Source organism: Pseudomonas sp. HAR-UPW-AIA-41 (genome assembly GCF_002304225.1).
Taxonomy (GTDB): Bacteria; Pseudomonadota; Gammaproteobacteria; order Pseudomonadales; family Pseudomonadaceae; genus Aquipseudomonas.
In genome coordinates this window covers 475593-493850 of record NZ_NSLB01000002.1, presented here as the reverse complement: position 1 = coordinate 493850, position 18258 = coordinate 475593, and the positions used below count along the sequence as shown (strand labels likewise).

17 protein-coding genes are annotated in these 18258 nt (G+C 60.0%); 15 read left to right on the top strand and 2 right to left on the bottom strand.

Annotated features, from left to right (window positions below; all coding sequences use genetic code 11):
- Position 1: 1 nt before the first annotated feature.
- Together CK486_RS06605 and map are read right to left on the bottom strand one after the other, a co-directional pair.
- A complete protein-coding gene (locus CK486_RS06605) occupies positions 2-2701 on the bottom strand; it encodes a [protein-PII] uridylyltransferase (protein ID WP_095939486.1) in 2700 nt (899 codons plus the stop codon).
- Positions 2702-2710: 9 nt separating this feature from the next.
- The gene (gene map / locus CK486_RS06600) at positions 2711-3493 is read right to left on the bottom strand and encodes a type I methionyl aminopeptidase (RefSeq protein WP_095939485.1); all 783 of its coding nucleotides are present in this window, start codon (positions 3491-3493) and stop codon (positions 2711-2713) included.
- Positions 3494-3769: 276 nt separating this feature from the next.
- Here map and rpsB point away from each other — a divergent pair, with 276 nt between their 5' ends.
- The 15 genes from rpsB to rnhB all read left to right on the top strand — a co-directional run bounded on the left by rpsB (position 3770) and on the right by rnhB (position 18191).
- Positions 3770-4510 (top strand): 30S ribosomal protein S2, encoded by a 741-nt coding sequence (rpsB, locus tag CK486_RS06595; RefSeq protein ID WP_095939484.1) that lies wholly within the window; start codon positions 3770-3772, stop codon positions 4508-4510.
- A 129-nt stretch (positions 4511-4639) separates the two neighbouring features.
- Complete coding sequence (tsf, locus tag CK486_RS06590) at positions 4640-5509, top strand: translation elongation factor Ts (protein WP_095939483.1); 870 nt, start codon at positions 4640-4642, stop codon at positions 5507-5509.
- A gap of 180 nt (positions 5510-5689) precedes the next feature.
- Positions 5690-6433, top strand: a complete 744-nt coding sequence (gene pyrH / locus CK486_RS06585; protein WP_095939482.1) for a UMP kinase — start codon at positions 5690-5692, stop codon at positions 6431-6433.
- A complete protein-coding gene (frr, locus tag CK486_RS06580; RefSeq protein ID WP_095939481.1) occupies positions 6430-6987 on the top strand; it encodes a ribosome recycling factor in 558 nt (185 codons plus the stop codon). Before pyrH ends, frr begins: the two co-directional genes overlap by 4 nt.
- Before the next feature lie 14 nt (positions 6988-7001).
- The gene (uppS, locus tag CK486_RS06575; protein ID WP_095939480.1) at positions 7002-7763 is read left to right on the top strand and encodes a polyprenyl diphosphate synthase; all 762 of its coding nucleotides are present in this window, start codon (positions 7002-7004) and stop codon (positions 7761-7763) included.
- On the top strand, positions 7757-8572 hold the full coding sequence (locus tag CK486_RS06570; RefSeq protein WP_095939479.1) for a phosphatidate cytidylyltransferase: 816 nt from the start codon (positions 7757-7759) through the stop codon (positions 8570-8572). The genes uppS and CK486_RS06570 overlap by 7 nt, the downstream gene beginning before the upstream one ends.
- On the top strand, positions 8569-9756 hold the full coding sequence (gene ispC / locus CK486_RS06565) for a 1-deoxy-D-xylulose-5-phosphate reductoisomerase (protein WP_176481660.1): 1188 nt from the start codon (positions 8569-8571) through the stop codon (positions 9754-9756). The genes CK486_RS06570 and ispC overlap by 4 nt, the downstream gene beginning before the upstream one ends.
- 14 nt (positions 9757-9770) lie before the next feature.
- Positions 9771-11123 carry a sigma E protease regulator RseP gene (gene rseP / locus CK486_RS06560; protein WP_095939478.1) on the top strand — a complete coding sequence of 451 codons (1353 nt, stop codon included), beginning with the start codon at positions 9771-9773 and terminating at the stop codon, positions 11121-11123.
- 76 nt (positions 11124-11199) lie between these two features.
- Entirely contained in the window at positions 11200-13584 is a 2385-nt protein-coding gene (gene bamA / locus CK486_RS06555; RefSeq protein ID WP_095939477.1) for an outer membrane protein assembly factor BamA, read from the top strand.
- A gap of 45 nt (positions 13585-13629) precedes the next feature.
- Complete coding sequence (locus CK486_RS06550; RefSeq protein ID WP_095939476.1) at positions 13630-14133, top strand: OmpH family outer membrane protein; 504 nt, start codon at positions 13630-13632, stop codon at positions 14131-14133.
- Positions 14134-14135: 2 nt separating this feature from the next.
- Complete coding sequence (gene lpxD, locus CK486_RS06545; RefSeq protein WP_371915481.1) at positions 14136-15194, top strand: UDP-3-O-(3-hydroxymyristoyl)glucosamine N-acyltransferase; 1059 nt, start codon at positions 14136-14138, stop codon at positions 15192-15194.
- Positions 15195-15240: 46 nt separating this feature from the next.
- Positions 15241-15681 carry a 3-hydroxyacyl-ACP dehydratase FabZ gene (fabZ, locus tag CK486_RS06540; RefSeq protein ID WP_095939475.1) on the top strand — a complete coding sequence of 147 codons (441 nt, stop codon included), beginning with the start codon at positions 15241-15243 and terminating at the stop codon, positions 15679-15681.
- Positions 15678-16454, top strand: coding sequence for an acyl-ACP--UDP-N-acetylglucosamine O-acyltransferase (gene lpxA / locus CK486_RS06535; RefSeq protein WP_095939474.1), 777 nt, complete (start codon positions 15678-15680; stop codon positions 16452-16454). The genes fabZ and lpxA overlap by 4 nt, the downstream gene beginning before the upstream one ends.
- 7 nt (positions 16455-16461) lie before the next feature.
- A complete protein-coding gene (gene lpxB / locus CK486_RS06530) occupies positions 16462-17589 on the top strand; it encodes a lipid-A-disaccharide synthase (protein WP_095939473.1) in 1128 nt (375 codons plus the stop codon).
- Complete coding sequence (gene rnhB / locus CK486_RS06525) at positions 17589-18191, top strand: ribonuclease HII (protein ID WP_095939472.1); 603 nt, start codon at positions 17589-17591, stop codon at positions 18189-18191. The genes lpxB and rnhB overlap by 1 nt, the downstream gene beginning before the upstream one ends.
- Positions 18192-18258 lie beyond the last annotated feature (67 nt).

The following is an 18258-nucleotide window of genomic DNA, read 5'->3' as shown; positions in this document are numbered from 1 at the left end:
GCTAGAAGGTCAGGCGGCTGGGGCCGCTGTCCTGGGCGGATGGTGCCAGCTGTTCGACGATGGCGTCCTGCAGCTTCTGGCACAGGGCCGGGTCAGCCAGCGGCTGGCCGTGGTTGTCGGTGATGAAGAACACGTCTTCCACGCGCTCGCCGAGGGTGGCGATCTTGGCGTTCTGCAGCGACAGGTCGAAGTCGAGGAAGATTTTGCCAATCCGCGCCAGCAGGCCCGGACGGTCTGGCGCAGTGATTTCCAGAATGGTCACCGGGCGCTGGGCATCGTTGTGAATGCTGACCTGCGGGGCAAATGCAAAGTGCTTGAGCTGTCGGGGGACGCGGCGCTGGATGATGTTCGAGTATTCCTCGGGGCTCTTCAGTGCGTCGACCAGCCCGTGGCGGATTTCCTGCGTGCGCTGCGGGTTGTCCCCAATCCTGCCGCCCTCGGCGTCGAGCACCACGTAGGTGTCGAGGGTGAACTGGCTGGTCGAGGTGATGATCCGTGCGTCCTGAATGCTCAGGTTGAGCTGGTCCATGGCTGCCACGGTTACGGCGAAGAAATCGTGCTGGTCGGGCGCATAGATGAAGATCTGCGTGGCGCCTTCGAACTCGCGCTGGGTGGTTTCGCGGATCAGCACCAACGGGTCCTTGCCGGCCGGGTGCTGCAGGATCGCGTCGGTATGCCAGGCCACATCGCTGGAAGTGTGGCGCAGGAAGTAGTCATCACCCAGCTGCGACCACAGCTGCTCGGCATCATCCTGATCGATGCCGCTGCGCACCAGCACATCGAGTGCGGCGACCTGGGTCTGGCGGATCTGCTCTTCACGATCCACCGGGTTTTCCAGGCCGCGACGCAGTGCGCTTTTGGTCTCGGTGTAGAGCTGACGCAGCAGGCTGGCCCGCCAGGAGTTCCAAAGGCTGGGGTTGGTGGCATTGATGTCGGCCACGGTCAGCACGTAAAGATAGTCGAGGCGGGTCTGGTCGCCGACCAGTTGGGCGAATTCGTGGATAACCTGCGGGTCGGAGAGATCCTTGCGCTGGGCGGTTGTCGACATGACCAGATGGTTTTTCACCAGCCACACCACCAGACGGCTGTCCCAGGCCGGCAGCTTGTGCCGCTCGCAGAACTGCTCGGCGTCGACTGCGCCCAGCTCTGAGTGGTCGCCGCCGCGGCCCTTTCCGATGTCGTGGTACAGGCCGGCGAGGTAGATCAGCTCCGGCTTGGGCAGGTGGGCGATGACCTTGCTGGCCAGTGGGAACTTCTCGCTCACGCCCGGCTTGCCCAGCTTGCGCAGGTGCTTGATCAGATTGAGGGTATGCGCGTCGACGGTGAAGATGTGGAACAGGTCGTGCTGCATCTGCCCGACGATCAGGCCGAACTCCGGCAGGTAGCGGCCGAGGATGCCGTAGCGGTTCATCCGCCGCAGGTTGCGGTGGATGCCCTCGTGGCACTTGAACAGCTCGATGAACAGGCTGGTGTTGCGGATATCCTGACGGAACTTGTCGTCGATCAGCTGGCGTGAGTCGCGCAGCAGGCGGATGGTGTCGGCGCGGGCGCCCTTGATTTCCGGATGCTGGGCCATCAGCACGAACATTTCGAGGATGGCGAACGGGCTGCGCTTGAACACGCTGGCGCTGGTGACTTCCAGGTAGCCGTCACGAACCCGGAAGCGGCTGTTGAGCGGCGTCAGGGTGCCGTTCTCGTCATGCCGCAGTATCACTTCCTCGAAGTGCTGGAGAATCAGGTCGGACAGTTCCGAAACGGCCATGACCACGCGGTAGTACTTCTGCATGAAGTGCTCGACCGCCAGCTTGCCGTCGCTGTCTTCATAACCCAGCAGCACAGCAATCTTGCGCTGGTGATCGAACAGCAGGCGGTCCTCGGCGCGACCAGCCAGCATGTGCAGGGCGTAGCGCACCTTCCAGAGGAATTCCTGGCTGCTGGCGAGCATCTGCAGTTCGCTGTCGATCAGAAAATCCGGGCCGTCGAGGGCGGTGATGCTGTGCCGGCCGAAGTGGCGGCGGGCCACCCAGAGAATGGTCTGGATGTCGCGCAGGCCGCCGGGGGAACCTTTCACATTGGGTTCGAGGTTGTACTCGGTGTCGTTGTACTTGCCGTGGCGTGCGCGCTGCTCGTCGCGCTTGGCCAGGAAGAAGTGCTTGCTGGGCCACATCTGATCCGGCGCGGTCACCGCCAGCATGCGCTGACGCAGCGACTCGGGGCCTGCGATGGTGCGGCTTTCCATCAGGTTGGTGATCACCGTCAGGTCGGCGCGGGCCTCGTCGGCGCATTCGGCCACCGAGCGCACGCTCTGGCCAACTTCCAGGCCGATATCCCAGAGCAGGGTGAGAAAGCCCTCGATGGGCGAGCGGAACAGCTCCTGGTCCTCGTTCGCCATGAGTAGCAGCAGGTCGATGTCCGAGTGCGGGTGCAGCTCGCCACGGCCATAACCACCGACGGCCACCAGCGCAATATCCGCCTCCTTGCTCCAGTCGAACTGTTTCCAGGCCTCGGCGAGGATCTGGTCGACGAACCAGGCGCGGTCTTCGATCAGGCGGCGGATCTCGCGGCCGCTGCGAAAGCGCTCGTCGAGCACTTCGCGGGCGTGGCGAATGGCCTTCTTGAAGGCGGCAATCGGCGATGCCTTGAGCGCCAGTTCCGCCTGGAACTGGCCGCGGTCGAACAGTTCGGGATCAACCTGCGGCATGCCGGTTCCTTATGCGTTGGTGCGCGGGAAGCTTTCGTCGCTGCGCAGGGTCAGGACTTCGAAGCCGTCGGCGGTGACCAGAATGGTGTGTTCCCACTGTGCCGAGAGCTTGCGGTCCTTGGTGATGGCGGTCCAGCCGTCGCCGAGCAGGCGGGTTTCCGCGCGGCCCTGATTGATCATCGGCTCGATGGTGAAGGTCATGCCTTCTTTCAGTTCCATGCCAGTGCCGGCCTTGCCGTAGTGCAGAACCTGCGGCTCTTCATGGAATACGGCGCCAATGCCATGGCCGCAGTATTCGCGTACGACGGAGTAGCCGTTCTTCTCGGCGTGCTTCTGGATCACTTCGCCAATGTCACCCAGACGGGTGCCGGGCTTGACCAGCTCGATGCCCTTATAGAGGCACTCCTGGGTGATGCGGCAGAGCTTTTCGGCCCATTCCAGAGGCTTGCCAACGATGAACATCTTGCTGGTGTCGCCGTGGTAGCCGTCTTTGATCACGGTGATGTCGATATTGATGATGTCGCCATCTTTCAGCGGTTTGTCGTTGGGGATGCCGTGACAGACCACGTGGTTGATCGAGGTGCAGATCGACTTGGGGAAGCCTTTGTAGTTGAGCGGGGCGGGGATGGCCTGCTGCACGTTGACGATGTAGTCATGGCAGATGCGATCCAGTTCCTCGGTGGTGACCCCGGGCTTGACGTGCTCGCCGATCATGATCAGCACTTCACCCGCCAGCCGGCCGGCAACGCGCATTTTTTCGATTTCGTCGGGCGTCTTGAAGGTGACGGTCATGCTGGCTCTCTCATGCTGGCTTTTTATGGGCGCGCATGGCGCCAGGCAAATAGGGAAAGGGCGCGATTCTAACAGACCGTGGCGGCCCGGCCACCCCGGTGTATGACACATGGCGGGTTTTGTTTGGGCGTTGGTTGTGATATAAAGCGCCGCGCTTTTCCGGCAGTGCCGGTTCAGCCACTAACCCACACATGCGTCGACACGGTGACCTGGGTGCCCTTCGGGGTTGGTCATTGGGGCGCATGGAGGCCTAACCCGACTTATTGAGGAAGAGAAATGTCCCAAGTCACTATGCGCGATATGCTGAAGGCCGGTGTGCACTTCGGCCACCAGACCCGTTACTGGAACCCGAAAATGGGCAAGTACATTTTCGGCGCGCGCAACAAGATTCACATCGTCAACCTGGAAAAGACCCTGCCGATGTTCAACGAAGCTCAGGCTTTCGTTGAGAAGCTGGCTGCCGGCAAGAACAAGATTCTGTTCGTTGGTACCAAGCGTTCCGCTGGCAAGATCGTTCGCGAAGAAGCTACCCGTTGTGGTATGCCGTTCGTCGATCACCGCTGGTTGGGCGGCATGCTGACCAACTACAAGACCATTCGTCAGTCGATCAAGCGTCTGCGTGACCTGGAAGTTCAATCCCAGGACGGCACCTTCGCCAAGCTGACCAAGAAAGAAGCTCTGATGCGTACCCGTGATCTGGAAAAACTGGATCGCAGCCTGGGTGGTATCAAGGACATGGGCGGTCTGCCGGACGCTCTGTTCGTGATCGACGTTGACCACGAGCGCATTGCCATCACCGAAGCCAACAAGCTGGGCATCCCGGTTATCGGCGTTGTCGATACCAACAGCAGCCCGGAAGGCGTTGACTACATCATCCCGGGTAACGACGACGCCATTCGCGCCGTTCAGCTGTACCTGGGCGCCATGGCTGACGCCGTGATCCGTGGTCGCAGCAACGCCGCCGGCGGCGCCGACGAGTTCGTCGAAGCGTCTGCTGACGAGGCCGCTGAAGGCTGATACCGGACTGTCATCAGACTCCGGTAAGCAAGAAGGGGGCTAGGCCCCCTTTTTGCCAACTTTGAATTGCATGATCGGCTTGCCACGGCGGGCCGATGGTTTGACAACCACTTCGAGAGGATTGTGAGCATGGCAGAAATCACTGCAGCCCTGGTTAAAGAACTGCGCGAGCGCACCGGCCTGGGCATGATGGAGTGCAAGAAGGCACTGGTCGCCGCTGAAGGCGATATCGAGAAGGCCATTGACGACATGCGCGCTGCTGGCGCCATCAAGGCTGCCAAGAAGGCTGGCAACATTGCCGCCGAAGGCTCCATCGCCGTCAAGATCGCTGCCGACGGCAAAGCCGGCATGATCATCGAAGTCAACTCGCAGACCGACTTCCTGGCTCTGCAGGACGACTTCAAAGGCTTCGTGGCTGCCAGCCTGGACAAGGCTTTCGCTGAAAACCTGACCGATGCAGCCCCGCTGATCGAAGCTCAGGAAGAAGCCCGTCTGGCTCTGGTTTCCAAGTGCGGTGAGAACGTCAACATCCGTCGTCTGACCCGCGTTGAGGGTGATGTTGTGGGCTCCTACCTGCACGGTCACCGCATCGGCGTGCTGGTTGTTCTGAAAGGTGGCAACGCTGAACTGGCTCGTGACATCGCCATGCACGTAGCTGCCAGCAACCCGGCTGTTCTGAGCCCGGCTGACGTTTCCGAAGAGCTGGTCGCCAAAGAGAAAGAAATCTTCCTGCAGCTGAACGCTGACAAGATCGCCGGCAAGCCGGAAAACATTGTTGAGAACATGGTCAAAGGCCGTATCAACAAGTTCCTGGCCGAAGCCAGCCTGGTCGAGCAGCCGTTCGTCAAGGATCCGGAAGTCAAGGTTGGTGATCTGGCCAAGAAAGCCGGTGCCGAAATCGTTTCCTTCGTTCGTTACGAAGTGGGCGAGGGCATCGAGAAGGCCGAAGTCGACTTCGCTGCCGAAGTCGCTGCGCAGGTTGCTGCTTCCCAGCAGTAAGCGGCGCTTGCGGTAAAACGAAGAGGTCGCCCGCTCACGCGCGCGACCTCTTTGTCGAAATGGAGAGGGAAAACGGCTTCTCCCGGCAGGTGGCACTTCCTGCCGCTAGTCTGGTCCAACAGGCTGTCGTCATCGGCGCACCGGCGCCGCACAAATTCTAACGCCGCAGGAGAGATAGGCATGGCTCAGCAACTCGGTGGTCGCCAAGCGCGCTACAAACGCATTCTTCTCAAACTTAGCGGCGAGGCCCTGATGGGCACCGAGGAGTTCGGTATCGATCCCAAGGTGCTTGATCGCATGGCGCTGGAAGTCGGCCAACTGGTCGGTATCGGCGTGCAGGTAGGTCTGGTGATCGGCGGTGGCAATCTGTTCCGTGGTGCGGCGCTGTCGGCCGCCGGCATGGACCGTGTTACCGGTGATCACATGGGCATGCTGGCCACCGTGATGAATGCACTGGCCATGCGCGATGCCCTGGAGCGCTCGAACATCCCCGCCACCGTCATGTCGGCCATCTCCATGGTGGGTGTGACCGATCACTATGATCGCCGCAAGGCCATGCGCCATCTGAAGACGGGCGAGGTGGTGATCTTCGCCGCCGGCACCGGCAACCCGTTCTTCACGACCGACTCTGCCGCCTGTCTGCGGGCCATCGAGATCGATGCCGATCTGGTACTCAAAGCCACCAAGGTTGATGGCGTGTACACTGCCGATCCGTTCAAGGATCCCAATGCGGAAAAATTCGAGCGCCTGACCTATGACGAGGTGCTGGATCGCAAGCTGGGTGTAATGGATCTGACGGCCATCTGCCTGTGCCGCGACCACAAGATGCCACTGCGCGTCTTCAACATGAACAAGCCCGGCGCACTGCTCAACATCGTGGTGGGTGGCGCCGAAGGAACCCTGATCGAGGAGGAAGCACAATGATCAACGAGATCAAGAAAGACGCTCAGGAGCGCATGGTTAAGTCTCTGGAGTCGCTGGGCCGCAACCTGGCCTCCATTCGTACCGGTCGCGCGCATCCCAGTATTCTGGATAGCGTGAAGGTTCCTGCTTATGGCAGCGAGATGCCGCTGAATCAGGTGGCGGCGATCACCGTCGAAGATGCCCGTACCCTGAAGATCGTGGCGCACGACAAGACCCTGAGCGCGGCGATCGAAAAAGCCATCATGACCTCCGATCTCGGTCTGAACCCGAGCAGTGCCGGCGCCACTATCCGTGTGCCGATGCCGGCCCTGACCGAAGAAACCCGTCGTGGCTATACCAAGCAGGCGCGCGGCGTTGCCGAGGATGCCAAGGTAGCGGTGCGCAACGTGCGCCGTGATGCGCTGGCCGAGCTGAAGAAGCTGTCCAAGGACAAGGAAATCAGCGAAGACGAAGAGCGTCGCGCGGCCGATGAAGTACAGAAGCTGACCGACAAGTTCGTTGCCGAAGTCGACAAAGCGCTGGAAGCCAAAGAAACCGACCTGATGGCGGTTTGACGGCAGGCGAGGTCATGGACAAGACGCAGAAAAAGTCCGCGGCAATTGTGCCGCGGCATGTTGCCATCATCATGGATGGCAACAATCGCTGGGCGAAGAAGCGTCTGCTGCCAGGTGTGGCCGGGCACAAGGCGGGTGTGGATGCCGTGCGCGCTGTTATTGAGGTGTGCGCAGAGGCCGGCGTTGAAGTGCTGACCCTGTTCGCCTTCTCCAGTGAGAACTGGCAGCGTCCGGCGGACGAGGTCAGTGCCTTGATGGAGCTGTTCCTCGGAGCGCTGCGTCGTGAAGTGCGCAAGCTGGATGAAAATGGCATTCGGCTACGCATTATCGGTGACCGCTCCCGCTTCCATCCTGAGTTGCAGGCGGCGATGGCTGATGCTGAGTCGGCAACCGCCGGTCACTCCCGCTTTGTGCTGCAGGTGGCAGCCAATTACGGTGGGCAGTGGGATATTGTGCAGGCCAGTCAACAGCTGGCACGCCGGGTGGCGAATGGAGAGTTAGCGGTCGAATCCATCGATGCTCATGCGCTGGAACATTGCCTGTCCACGGCGGGTCAGCCGTTGCCGGATCTGTGCATTCGCACGGGTGGTGAACACCGCATCAGCAATTTTCTGCTCTGGCAGCTGGCCTATGCCGAGCTGTATTTCTCCGACCTGTTCTGGCCGGATTTCAAGCACGAAGCCATGCGCAAGGCGCTGGCCGACTTTTCTACCCGCCAGCGTCGCTTTGGCAAGACCAGCGAGCAGGTGGAGGCCGAGGCGCGTTCTCAATGCTGAAACAACGAATCATCACGGCACTGGTGCTGCTGCCCATCGCTCTCGGCGGTTTTTTTCTGCTTGATGGCGGCTGGTTTGCGCTGTTCATTGGTGCAGTGGTCAGCCTTGGGGCCTGGGAATGGGCGCGGCTGGCAGGTTTTGCCGCGCAGTCTGTGCGTGTGGGCTACGCCACACTGGTGGCGGGGTTGCTCTGGCTGCTGTATCAGCTGCCGTCGCTGGCGCCTGCGGTGCTGGGGCTGGCGCTGCTCTGGTGGCTGGTTGCGCTGGTGTTGGTGGTGGGGTACCCGCAGACCAGTCGTTTCTGGAGCGGTTCCTGGCAGCGTGTTGTGATCGGTTTGCTCTTGCTGCTGCCGGCCTGGCAGGGCTTGGTGCTGTTCAAACAGTGGCCGCAGGGCAACTGGCTGATTCTGGCCGTGATGGTACTGGTCTGGGGTGCCGATATCGGCGCCTATTTCGCCGGCAAGGCTTTTGGTAAGCGCAAGCTGGCACCGCAGGTCAGTCCGGGTAAAAGCTGGGAAGGTTTCTATGGCGGCATGACCGCCAGTGTGCTGATCACCCTGGGGGTGGCAATCTACCAGGGGTGGTCTTCGTTCGATGTCGTGCTGGCAGTGCTTGGTGCGGCTGTGGTGGTGGCTTTTTCGGTGCTGGGCGATCTCAACGAGAGCATGTTCAAGCGCCAGGCCGGGATCAAGGACAGCAGCAATCTGCTACCTGGGCATGGCGGTATCCTTGATCGGATCGACAGTCTGACCGCAGCGATTCCGGTGTTTGCTAGTCTGTTGTGGCTGGCCGGGTGGGCTGCGCAGTGAGTGCCGAGCTGATTACGGTTCTGGGGGCGACCGGTTCTATCGGGCGCAGTACCCTGGATGTTCTGGCCCGCCATCCCGAGCGCTATCGGGTATTTGCCCTCAGCGGCTATTCGCGCCTGGCAGAGCTGGAGCAGCTCTGTCTGCAGTATCGCCCGCAGTTTGCCGTGGTGGCTGATGAGGTTGCAGCAGCTGTGCTGCGCGACGGCTTGCGCTCGGCAGGTCTGGCGACCGACGTGCTGGTCGGGGAGCAGGGCTTGTGCGATGTGGCGTCCCATGCGGATGTCGATGTCGTGATGGCGGCGATTGTCGGTGCGGCAGGGCTTTTGCCCACTCTGGCAGCCGTGCGCGCGGGGAAGAAAGTCCTGCTGGCCAACAAGGAGGCTCTGGTGATGTCCGGGGCCTTGTTCATGCAGGCCGTGCGCGACAGCGGGGCGCAGTTGTTGCCGATCGACAGCGAGCACAATGCGATCTTTCAGTGCCTGCCGATGGATTTTGCTGATGGCCTGGAGCAGGTCGGTGTGCGGCGCATTCTGCTGACTGCCTCGGGTGGGCCTTTCCGCGAGCTGCCGCTGGAACAACTGGCCAACGTGACTCCGGAGCAGGCCTGCGCGCATCCCAACTGGTCGATGGGGCGCAAGATCTCCGTGGATTCGGCGACCATGATGAACAAGGGACTGGAGCTGATCGAGGCCTGCTGGTTGTTCGATGCGCGACCGGAGCAGGTCGAGGTCGTCATTCATCCGCAAAGCGTCATTCATTCGCTGGTCGACTATATCGATGGTTCGGTACTGGCGCAGCTGGGTAATCCGGATATGCGTACGCCGATTGCTCATGCGCTGGCCTGGCCCGAGCGAGTTTCGTCCGGTGTTTCTCCGCTGGACCTGTTCCGGGTCGGTCGCCTGGATTTCCAGGAGCCTGATCTGCAGCGTTTTGCCTGCCTGAGGTTGGCGCGCCAGGCCGCTGAGGCCGGTGGCAGCGCGGCGGCAGTGCTCAATGCCGCAAACGAGATTGCCGTAGAAGCATTTCTGCAGCGCCGCATCGGTTTTACCCAGATTGCTCAGCTCAACGAGGCTGTATTGAACTCACTGCCGGCCGCTTCGGTCGAAAGCCTGGAGGCAGTGCTGGCGGCTGATCACTCTGCCCGTGAGTCGGCGCAACAGTGGTTGACTCGGTATTCCGGTTGAGTGGCGGAGGCAACATGAGCGGGCTCTACATGCTGTTCGGCACCCTGATTGCCTTAGGTGTGCTGGTAACTATTCACGAGTTCGGCCACTTTTGGGTGGCACGGCGTTGTGGGGTAAAGGTGCTGCGCTTCTCGGTCGGTTTCGGGGCACCTCTGCTGCGCTGGCATGATCGACAGGGCACCGAGTTTGTTGTCGCCGCCATTCCGCTGGGCGGCTATGTGAAGATGCTCGATGAGCGTGAGGGTGATGTGCCCGAAGCGCTGCTTGCTGAGGCCTTCAACCGCAAAAGTGTGCGGCAGCGCATTGCCATTGTCGCGGCCGGTCCCCTCGCTAATTTCTTGCTGGCTATCCTGTTTTTCTGGGTGCTTGCCCTGCTGGGTAGTCAGCAGGCGCGGCCAGTGATTGGCACCCTGTTGCCGGGTGGCCTTGCGGAGCAGGCGGGTTTGCAGGTGGGGCAGGAAATCCTGGCTGTGGATGGTGAGGCAACCCCTGGCTGGGCTGCCGTCAGCCTGCAGTTGATCCATCGTCTGGGTGAGACTGGTGAGTTGGTACTGCGCGTGCGTGAGACGGGTAGTAGTCTGGAATCCGATGTCAGTCTGCCGCTGCGTGACTGGCAGAAGGGTGTCGATGAGCCGGATCCTCTGGCTGCGTTGGGGCTGAAACCCTGGCGTCCGCAGATCCCCCCCGTGCTGGCTGATCTTGAGCCTCAAGGGCCTGCAGCCCTGGCTGGGCTTCGGGCTGGCGACCGTATTGTTGCCTTCAATGATCAGCCAGTTTCCGACTGGATGGCGCTGGTGGAATGGGTGCGGGCACGGCCGGGGCAAACGGTTGAGGTGCGTTATCAGCGCGACGGACTGGAGCAGGCAGTGTCGGTGACGCTGGCCGAACAGGAGGCCGCTGGCGAGCGGGTTGGTTTCTTCGGCTCGCGAGTGCAGGGCTTCGAGTGGCCGCCCGAGATGCTGCATGAGGTCAGTTATGGTCCGCTGGAGGCGGTGCCCGAAGCGCTGCGACGAACCTGGGCAATGACCAGCATGACGCTGGTTTCGATCAAGAAAATGCTGGTAGGTGAGCTTTCGGTAAAAAACTTGAGCGGGCCAGTAACCATTGCTAAAGTGGCGGGCGCTTCGGCTGAGTCCGGTTTTGCGGAGTTCCTGAACTTTCTTGCATTGCTGAGTATCAGTCTGGGTGTGTTGAATCTGTTGCCGATCCCGGTGCTGGATGGGGGGCACCTGATGTTTTATCTGGCCGAGTGGGTGCGTGGACGCCCCCTGCCGGAACGGGTGCAAGTCTGGGGGATGCAAGTCGGTATCAGTCTGGTGGTTGGGGTCATGTTGTTGGCCTTGTTCAACGATCTGAGCCGCCTGTAAGGCACAAACGAATTTCCAGTCTGCCGCTTTCGAGCGGCAGATTCTTTATTTGCTAGTTGGAACAAGAAAGGACTTCATGAAACGTCTGCTCCTGCCTGCGGCGCTCTCCGCGTTGATGATCGCCGAAGTTCACGCCGAGTCCTTCACCATCTCCGATATTCGTGTCAACGGGCTGCAGCGGGTCTCTGCCGGCAGCGTGTTTGGTGCCTTGCCGCTCAACGTTGGCGAGCGCGTCGATGATCGCAGCCTGGTCAGCGCCACCCGTGCCTTGTTCAAGACCGGTTTCTTTCAGGATATTCAGCTTGGCCGCGACGGTGACACTCTGGTTGTGACTGTTGTGGAGCGCCCTTCGATTTCCTCTATCGAAATCGAAGGCAACAAGGCGATTACCACTGAAGACCTGCTCAAGGGTCTGAATCAGTCTGGCCTCGAAGAAGGTGAGATTTTCCAGCGAGCCACTCTGGAAGGCGTGCGTAACGAATTGCAGCGCCAGTATGTTTCGCAAGGTCGCTATTCGGCGGAAATCGAAGCAGAAGTGATTCCGCAGCCGCGCAACCGTGTGGCGCTGAAAATCAATGTGAATGAAGGAACGGTTGCAGCTATCCAGCACATCAACGTGGTGGGTAATACCGTTTTCTCCGATGAAGATCTGGTTGATCTGTTCGAGCTGAAGACCAGCAACTGGCTGTCGTTCTTCAAGAACGATGACAAGTATGCCCGCGAGAAGCTGTCCGGTGACCTGGAGCGCCTGCGTTCCTACTACCTGGATCGTGGTTATATCAATATGGATATTTCCTCGACTCAGGTCTCCATCACTCCGGACAAGAAGCACGTCTACATCACGGTCAACGTCGACGAAGGCGAGAAGTACAAGGTCAGCGCAGTCAAACTGTCCGGTGACCTCAAGGTGCCGGAAGAGGACATCAAGTCGCTGCTGCTGGTCAAAGAAGGCCAGGTGTTCTCCCGTAAGATCATGACCACCACTTCGGAGCTGATCACCCGTCGTCTGGGTAACGAGGGTTACACCTTCGCCAACGTCAATGGTGTGCCGCAGGCCAATGATGATGACAACACGGTTGCCATCACCTTCGTGGTCGATCCAGGCAAGCGTGCCTACGTCAATCGCATCAACTTCCGCGGCAATACCAAGTCTGAAGACGAGGTGCTGCGCCGCGAAATGCGTCAGATGGAAGGTGGCTGGGCTTCGACTTACCTGATTGACCAGTCCAAGACCCGCCTTGAGCGTCTTGGTTACTTCAAGGAAGTGAACGTCGAAACTCCGGCTGTGCCTGGCACCGATGATCAGGTTGACGTGAATTACAGCGTGGAAGAGCAGCCTTCTGGCTCAATCACCGCCAGCGTCGGCTTCGCCCAGAACGCCGGTCTGATTCTCGGTGGCTCGATCAGCCAGAACAACTTCCTCGGTACGGGCAACAAGGTCAGCCTCGGTCTTACCCGTAGCGAATACCAGACTGCCTACAGCTTTGGCTTTGTCGACCCCTACTGGACAGTTGATGGCGTGAGTCTTGGCTACAACGCTTTCTACCGCACAACTGACTACGATGAGCTGGATACTGATGTGTCTAGCTATGCTGTAGATAGCTACGGTGCAGGCATGAGCATTGGTTATCCTCTCAGCGAGATTTCTCGTCTGAACTTTGGCTTAACAGTGCAACAGGACGACATCAGTACCGGCAGTTATACCGTCGATGAAATCGTGAAATTCATCGACCAGGAAGGCGACAGCTATTTGAACTTTAAGGCCTCTGTCGGTTGGTCTGAGTCGACGCTGAACAAGGGGGTGCTGGCCACCCGTGGGTATTCGCAGAGCCTGATTCTGGAAAGCACGGTCCCGGGTAGTGACCTGTCGTTCTACAAGCTCGACTACCGTGGCCAGCGTTTCTTCCCGCTGACTCAGAGCACGGCTTTCCGGTTCCATGCTGAGCTGGGGTATGGCGATAGCTATGGCTCTACCAGTGAGCTCCCGTTCTACGAGCATTACTATGCAGGCGGTTTCAACTCGGTCCGTGGTTTTGAGGACTCCAGTCTGGGGCCGCGCAGTACACCCAGCAGGGTGGTTGATCCGGTCACAGGTAATGTCATCAGTGGCCCGGATAAGTACGGTCGCTATACCGATCCTGACCAAGATCCGCTCCCATTTGGTGGCAATGTACTGGTGCAGGGTGGTGTCGAGTACCTGTTCCCGCTGCCGTTCATCAAGGACCAGCGTCAGCTAAGGACCGTGCTGTTCTATGACGTCGGTAATGTCTTTGATACCAGCTGTGGTCAGCAGCCTGACTGCCAGAATATCGACGTTGGTGAGTTGGCCATGTCGGTCGGCGCTGGTCTGACTTGGATCACAGCGATGGGGCCGCTGAGCTTCAGTCTGGCAATGCCAGTCAAAAAGCCGGACGACTCGGACACTCAGGTCTTCCAGTTCTCTCTCGGCCAGACTTTCTAAGTGTGTTCGGTTTATTACAACAAAAGTGTTTTGCAGGAGTGCATTGTGCGTAAGTTGACTCAAGTGGTTTTGTTCACCGCGGCCATGCTGGCCACCCCGGCATTCGCCGAAATGCGCATCGCGGTCCTGAACTATCAGATGGCGCTGCTCGAGTCTGATGCAGCTAAGAAGTACGCCGTGGATGCCGAGAAGAAGTTTGGCCCGCAGCTCAGCAAGCTTAAAACGCTCGAGTCGAGCGCCAAGAGTATTCAGGATCGCCTGGTCAAGGGTGGCGAGAAGATGCAGCAGGCCGAGCGCGAGCGTCTTGAGCTGGAGTTCAAGCAGAAGGCGCGTGACTTCCAGTTCCAGTCCAAGGAACTTAACGAAGCCAAGGCAATTTCCGACCGTGACATGCTCAAACAGCTCAAGCCAAAACTGGACAAGGCTGTTGAGGAAGTGATCAAGAAGGGTGGTTTTGACCTGGTGCTGGAGCGTGGCGCAGTCGTCGACGTGAAGCCACAGTTCGATATCACCCGCCAAGTCATCGAGCGCATGAATCAGCTGCGTTGATCATGGCTGCTCCGGTGTTCACGCTCGGCCAACTGGCCGAGCAGCTTGGCGCCTCCCTGCGTGGTGCCAGCGATATCCAGGTGCGGGGTCTGGCTTCATTGCAAGAGGCCGAGCCTGATCAGTTGAGCTTCCTGGCCAATCCGCAGTACCGCAAGTACCTTGCTGCATGCAAGGCGGCTGCTGTGCTGTTGACCGAGACTGATGCCGAGGGTTATGCCGGTAACGCGCTGATCGTGGCTAATCCCTACTTGGCCTACGCGCGTCTGTCCCATCTTTTTGATCGCAAACCGCAGGTCGCTGCCGGTATTCATCCTACCGCAGTGATTGCTGCCACCGCTCAAGTCGATCTCAGTGCGTCCATCGGCGCCTATGCCGTTATTGAGGATGCCGCCGTAATCGGGCCGCGTGTCACTGTGGGGGCGCATTGCGTGATCGGTGCCCGTAGCTCGATCGCGGCTGACGGCTGGCTGGCCCCGCGCGTCACCCTGTATCACGACGTGTGCATTGGCGAGCGAGTTGTGATTCAGTCGGGTGCTGTGCTGGGTGGTGAGGGTTTCGGTTTCGCCAATGAGAAGGGTGTGTGGCAGAAGATTGCCCAGATCGGTGGTGTGACCATCGGTGACGATGTTGAGATTGGCGCCAACACCACCATCGACCGTGGTGCACTCGCCGATACGCAGATTGGCAATGGTGTGAAGCTGGATAACCAGATCATGATTGCGCACAACGTGCAGGTCGGTGATCACACCGCCATGGCTGGTTGTGCCGGCATCTCGGGCAGTACCAAGATCGGCAAGCACTGCATGATCGCTGGTGGCGTTGGCATGGTTGGACACATTGAAGTCTGCGATAACGTCTTCGTTACCGGCATGACCATGGTGACTCGCTCGATTACCGAGCCGGGTGCCTATTCCTCCGGAACAGCCATGCAGACGGCTGCAGACTGGAAGAAGAGTGCTGCGCGCATTCGTCAGCTCGATGATATGGCCAAGCGTCTGAAACAGCTGGAAAATCGTCTGGCTGCAGTGACCCCGAACGGTGACGCCTCATCTGATGCCTGATAAGCGCCAGATGGCTTTCCTTTTCTGATACAGGCTCTCCCCGATCATGATGGACATCAACGAAATTCGCGAATACCTGCCGCACCGCTATCCATTCCTGCTGGTGGATCGGGTGTCCGAGCTGGATGTTGAAGGCAAGCGCATTCGCGCCTACAAGAATGTCAGCATCAACGAGCCTTTCTTCAATGGGCACTTTCCCCAGCATCCCATCATGCCGGGCGTGCTGATCGTAGAAGCCATGGCACAGGCTGCCGGTATCCTCGGCTTCAAGATGATGAACGTGAAGCCAGCCGATGGAACCCTCTATTATTTCGTGGGCTCCGATAAGCTACGCTTCCGCTCGCCGGTGACTCCGGGTGATCAACTGGTCCTGGAGGCCAGCTTCATCAGCGCCAAGCGCAGCATCTGGAAATTTGCCTGTCAGGCCACTGTCGATGGCAAGGAAGTCTGTTCGGCCGAAATCATCTGTGCGGAACGCAAACTATGAGTTTGATTGACCCTCGTGCCATCATCGATCCGTCGGCCAAACTGGCGGATGACGTTCAGGTCGGCCCCTGGTCGATTATCGGGCCTGATGTGGAGATCGGCGAGGGTACCGTGGTTGGCCCTCATGTGATTATCAAAGGGCCGACTGTTATTGGTAAGCACAACCGCATCTATCAGTTTTCCTCGGTAGGTGAGGATACCCCTGACCTCAAGTACAAGGGTGAGCCGACCCGCCTGGTGATTGGCGATCACAATGTGATTCGCGAAGGCGTGACCATTCACCGTGGTACGGTCCAGGACCGTAGCGAAACCACGATTGGCGACCACAACCTGCTGATGGCCTATGTCCATGTGGGCCATGACAGCGTGATTGCCAATCACTGCATTCTGGTCAACAACACGGCGCTGGCCGGGCATGTCTGGGTGGATGACTGGGCGATTCTGTCCGGCTTTACCCTGGTTCATCAGTTCTGCCGTATCGGCGCCCACAGCTTTTCCGGCATGGGCACCGCAATCGGTAAGGATGTGCCGGCGTACGTTACCGTCTTTGGTAACCCGGCCGAGGCACGCAGCATGAACTTCGAGGGCATGCGCCGCCGGGGCTTCTCTGCCGAGGCGATTGCCGCCCTGCGTCGCGCTTACAAGATCGTCTACCGCCAGGGGCTGACCGTCGAGCAGGCTATGGCCGAGATGGCCGAGTCGGCTACCGAGTTCCCAGAGGTAGCGGTATTCCGCGATTCGATTCTGGCCTCTACCCGCGGCATCACTCGCTGAGTCTTTCATGAGCAAATTGCGTGTTGCGCTGGTCGCGGGCGAAGCGTCCGGCGATATCCTGGGTGCTGGCCTGATGCAGGCCTTGCGCGAGCGGCATGCCGAGATCGAGTTCATCGGCGTCGGTGGTCCGTTGATGGAGGCTCAGGGGCTGCGCTCCTATTTCCCGATGGAGCGTCTCTCGGTGATGGGGCTGGTCGAGGTGCTCGGCCGCCTGCCTGAGTTGTTGGCACGGCGTAAGCGCCTGATTCGCACCCTGATCGAGCAGAAACCCGATGTGTTCATTGGCATCGATGCGCCGGATTTCACCCTCAACATTGAACTGAAGTTGCGTCAGGCAGGCATCCGCACGGTGCACTATGTCAGCCCGTCCGTCTGGGCCTGGCGGCAGAAGCGCGTGCTGAAGATTCGCCAAGGCTGCGACCTGATGCTCTGTCTGTTTCCCTTCGAGGCACAGTTCTATCTGGAGCATCAGGTGCCGGTGCGTTTTGTCGGTCATCCACTGGCCAACAGCATTCCCATGCAGGCTGACAAGCAGGCCGCGCGTCAGGCGCTTGGGCTGGATGCCGAGGATTGCGTGGTCGCGCTGATGCCGGGTAGTCGTGGTGGAGAAGTGGCCAAGCTGGGCGCCTTGTTCCTCGACGCCGCCGAGCGCCTGCGCAGTCTCCGTCCGGGTGTGCGTTTCGTACTGCCCTGTGCCAATGCCGAGCGTCGCAGGCAGATCGAGGAACTGCTCAGTGGGCGCAACTTGCCGCTGTTGCTGCTCGATGGCCGCTCCCATGAGGCGCTGGCAGCCTGCGATGCAGTGCTGATCGCGTCGGGGACGGCGACGCTTGAAGCCTTGCTGTTCAAGCGGCCGATGGTGGTGGCTTACCGGGTAGCCAATCTGACGTACCGCATCCTGCGTCGCCTGGTGACCAGTCCGTACGTTTCGCTGCCCAACCTGCTGGCCGGGCGCATGCTGGTGCCGGAGTTGCTGCAGGAGGCCGCCACGCCTGATGCACTGGCTGAAACCATGGCGACCCTGCTGCTGGATGGTGCCGCGCAGACGCGGGGCTTCGACACCATTCATCGCGCCCTGCGTCAGGATGCTTCGGCTCAGGCGGCCGATGCTGTGCTGCAACTGGTGCGTGGCTGATGCAGCTGGGACTGGATTTCACCCTGGTCGAGGAGCTGGTGGCAGGGGTGGACGAGGTCGGTCGCGGCCCGCTCTGTGGTCCTGTGGTTACCGCCGCCGTGATTCTCGACCCGGCACGACCGATTCTCGGCCTCAATGATTCGAAAAAACTGAGCGAAGCCCGGCGTGATAAGTTGTTCGACGAGATACGCGAGAAGGCGCTGGCCTGGTGCATCGCCCGTGCCGAGGTGGAAGAAATCGACCGCTTGAATATCCTGCATGCCACCATGCTGGCCATGCAGCGGGCGGTAGAGGGGTTGTCGGTAACGCCGCGTCTGGCGCTGATCGATGGCAACCGCTGCCCGAAACTGGCCGTGCCGAGCGCGCCGGTGGTCAAGGGTGACAGCCAGGTGCCGGCCATTGCGGCTGCCTCGATTCTGGCCAAGGTCAGCCGTGACCGTGAAATGGCCGAGCTCGATGTTCTCTATCCCGGTTACGGAATTGCCGGGCACAAGGGCTATCCCACTGCGGTGCATCTGGAGGCCCTGCGCCGTCTGGGCGCCACGCCGATTCACCGGCGCTCGTTCGGTCCGGTGCGTCAGGTGCTGGAAGGCGGCGAATAGCGTCGTGTCGTTTCCCCGCGAGGCCCGGTACAATCCGGGCCTTGTCGTTTTACCCAGCAAGGGCTGC

Coding starts and splice junctions, on each gene's coding strand:
- CK486_RS06605 (WP_095939486.1), bottom strand. CDS start 2,701: ATGCCGCAGGTTGATCCCGAACTGTTCGACCGCGGCCAGTTCCAGGCG.
- map (WP_095939485.1), bottom strand. CDS start 3,493: ATGACCGTCACCTTCAAGACGCCCGACGAAATCGAAAAAATGCGCGTT.
- rpsB (WP_095939484.1), top strand. CDS start 3,770: ATGTCCCAAGTCACTATGCGCGATATGCTGAAGGCCGGTGTGCACTTC.
- tsf (WP_095939483.1), top strand. CDS start 4,640: ATGGCAGAAATCACTGCAGCCCTGGTTAAAGAACTGCGCGAGCGCACC.
- pyrH (WP_095939482.1), top strand. CDS start 5,690: ATGGCTCAGCAACTCGGTGGTCGCCAAGCGCGCTACAAACGCATTCTT.
- frr (WP_095939481.1), top strand. CDS start 6,430: ATGATCAACGAGATCAAGAAAGACGCTCAGGAGCGCATGGTTAAGTCT.
- uppS (WP_095939480.1), top strand. CDS start 7,002: ATGGACAAGACGCAGAAAAAGTCCGCGGCAATTGTGCCGCGGCATGTT.
- CK486_RS06570 (WP_095939479.1), top strand. CDS start 7,757: ATGCTGAAACAACGAATCATCACGGCACTGGTGCTGCTGCCCATCGCT.
- rseP (WP_095939478.1), top strand. CDS start 9,771: ATGAGCGGGCTCTACATGCTGTTCGGCACCCTGATTGCCTTAGGTGTG.
- bamA (WP_095939477.1), top strand. CDS start 11,200: ATGAAACGTCTGCTCCTGCCTGCGGCGCTCTCCGCGTTGATGATCGCC.
- lpxD (WP_371915481.1), top strand. CDS start 14,136: ATGGCTGCTCCGGTGTTCACGCTCGGCCAACTGGCCGAGCAGCTTGGC.
- fabZ (WP_095939475.1), top strand. CDS start 15,241: ATGATGGACATCAACGAAATTCGCGAATACCTGCCGCACCGCTATCCA.
- lpxA (WP_095939474.1), top strand. CDS start 15,678: ATGAGTTTGATTGACCCTCGTGCCATCATCGATCCGTCGGCCAAACTG.
- lpxB (WP_095939473.1), top strand. CDS start 16,462: ATGAGCAAATTGCGTGTTGCGCTGGTCGCGGGCGAAGCGTCCGGCGAT.
- rnhB (WP_095939472.1), top strand. CDS start 17,589: ATGCAGCTGGGACTGGATTTCACCCTGGTCGAGGAGCTGGTGGCAGGG.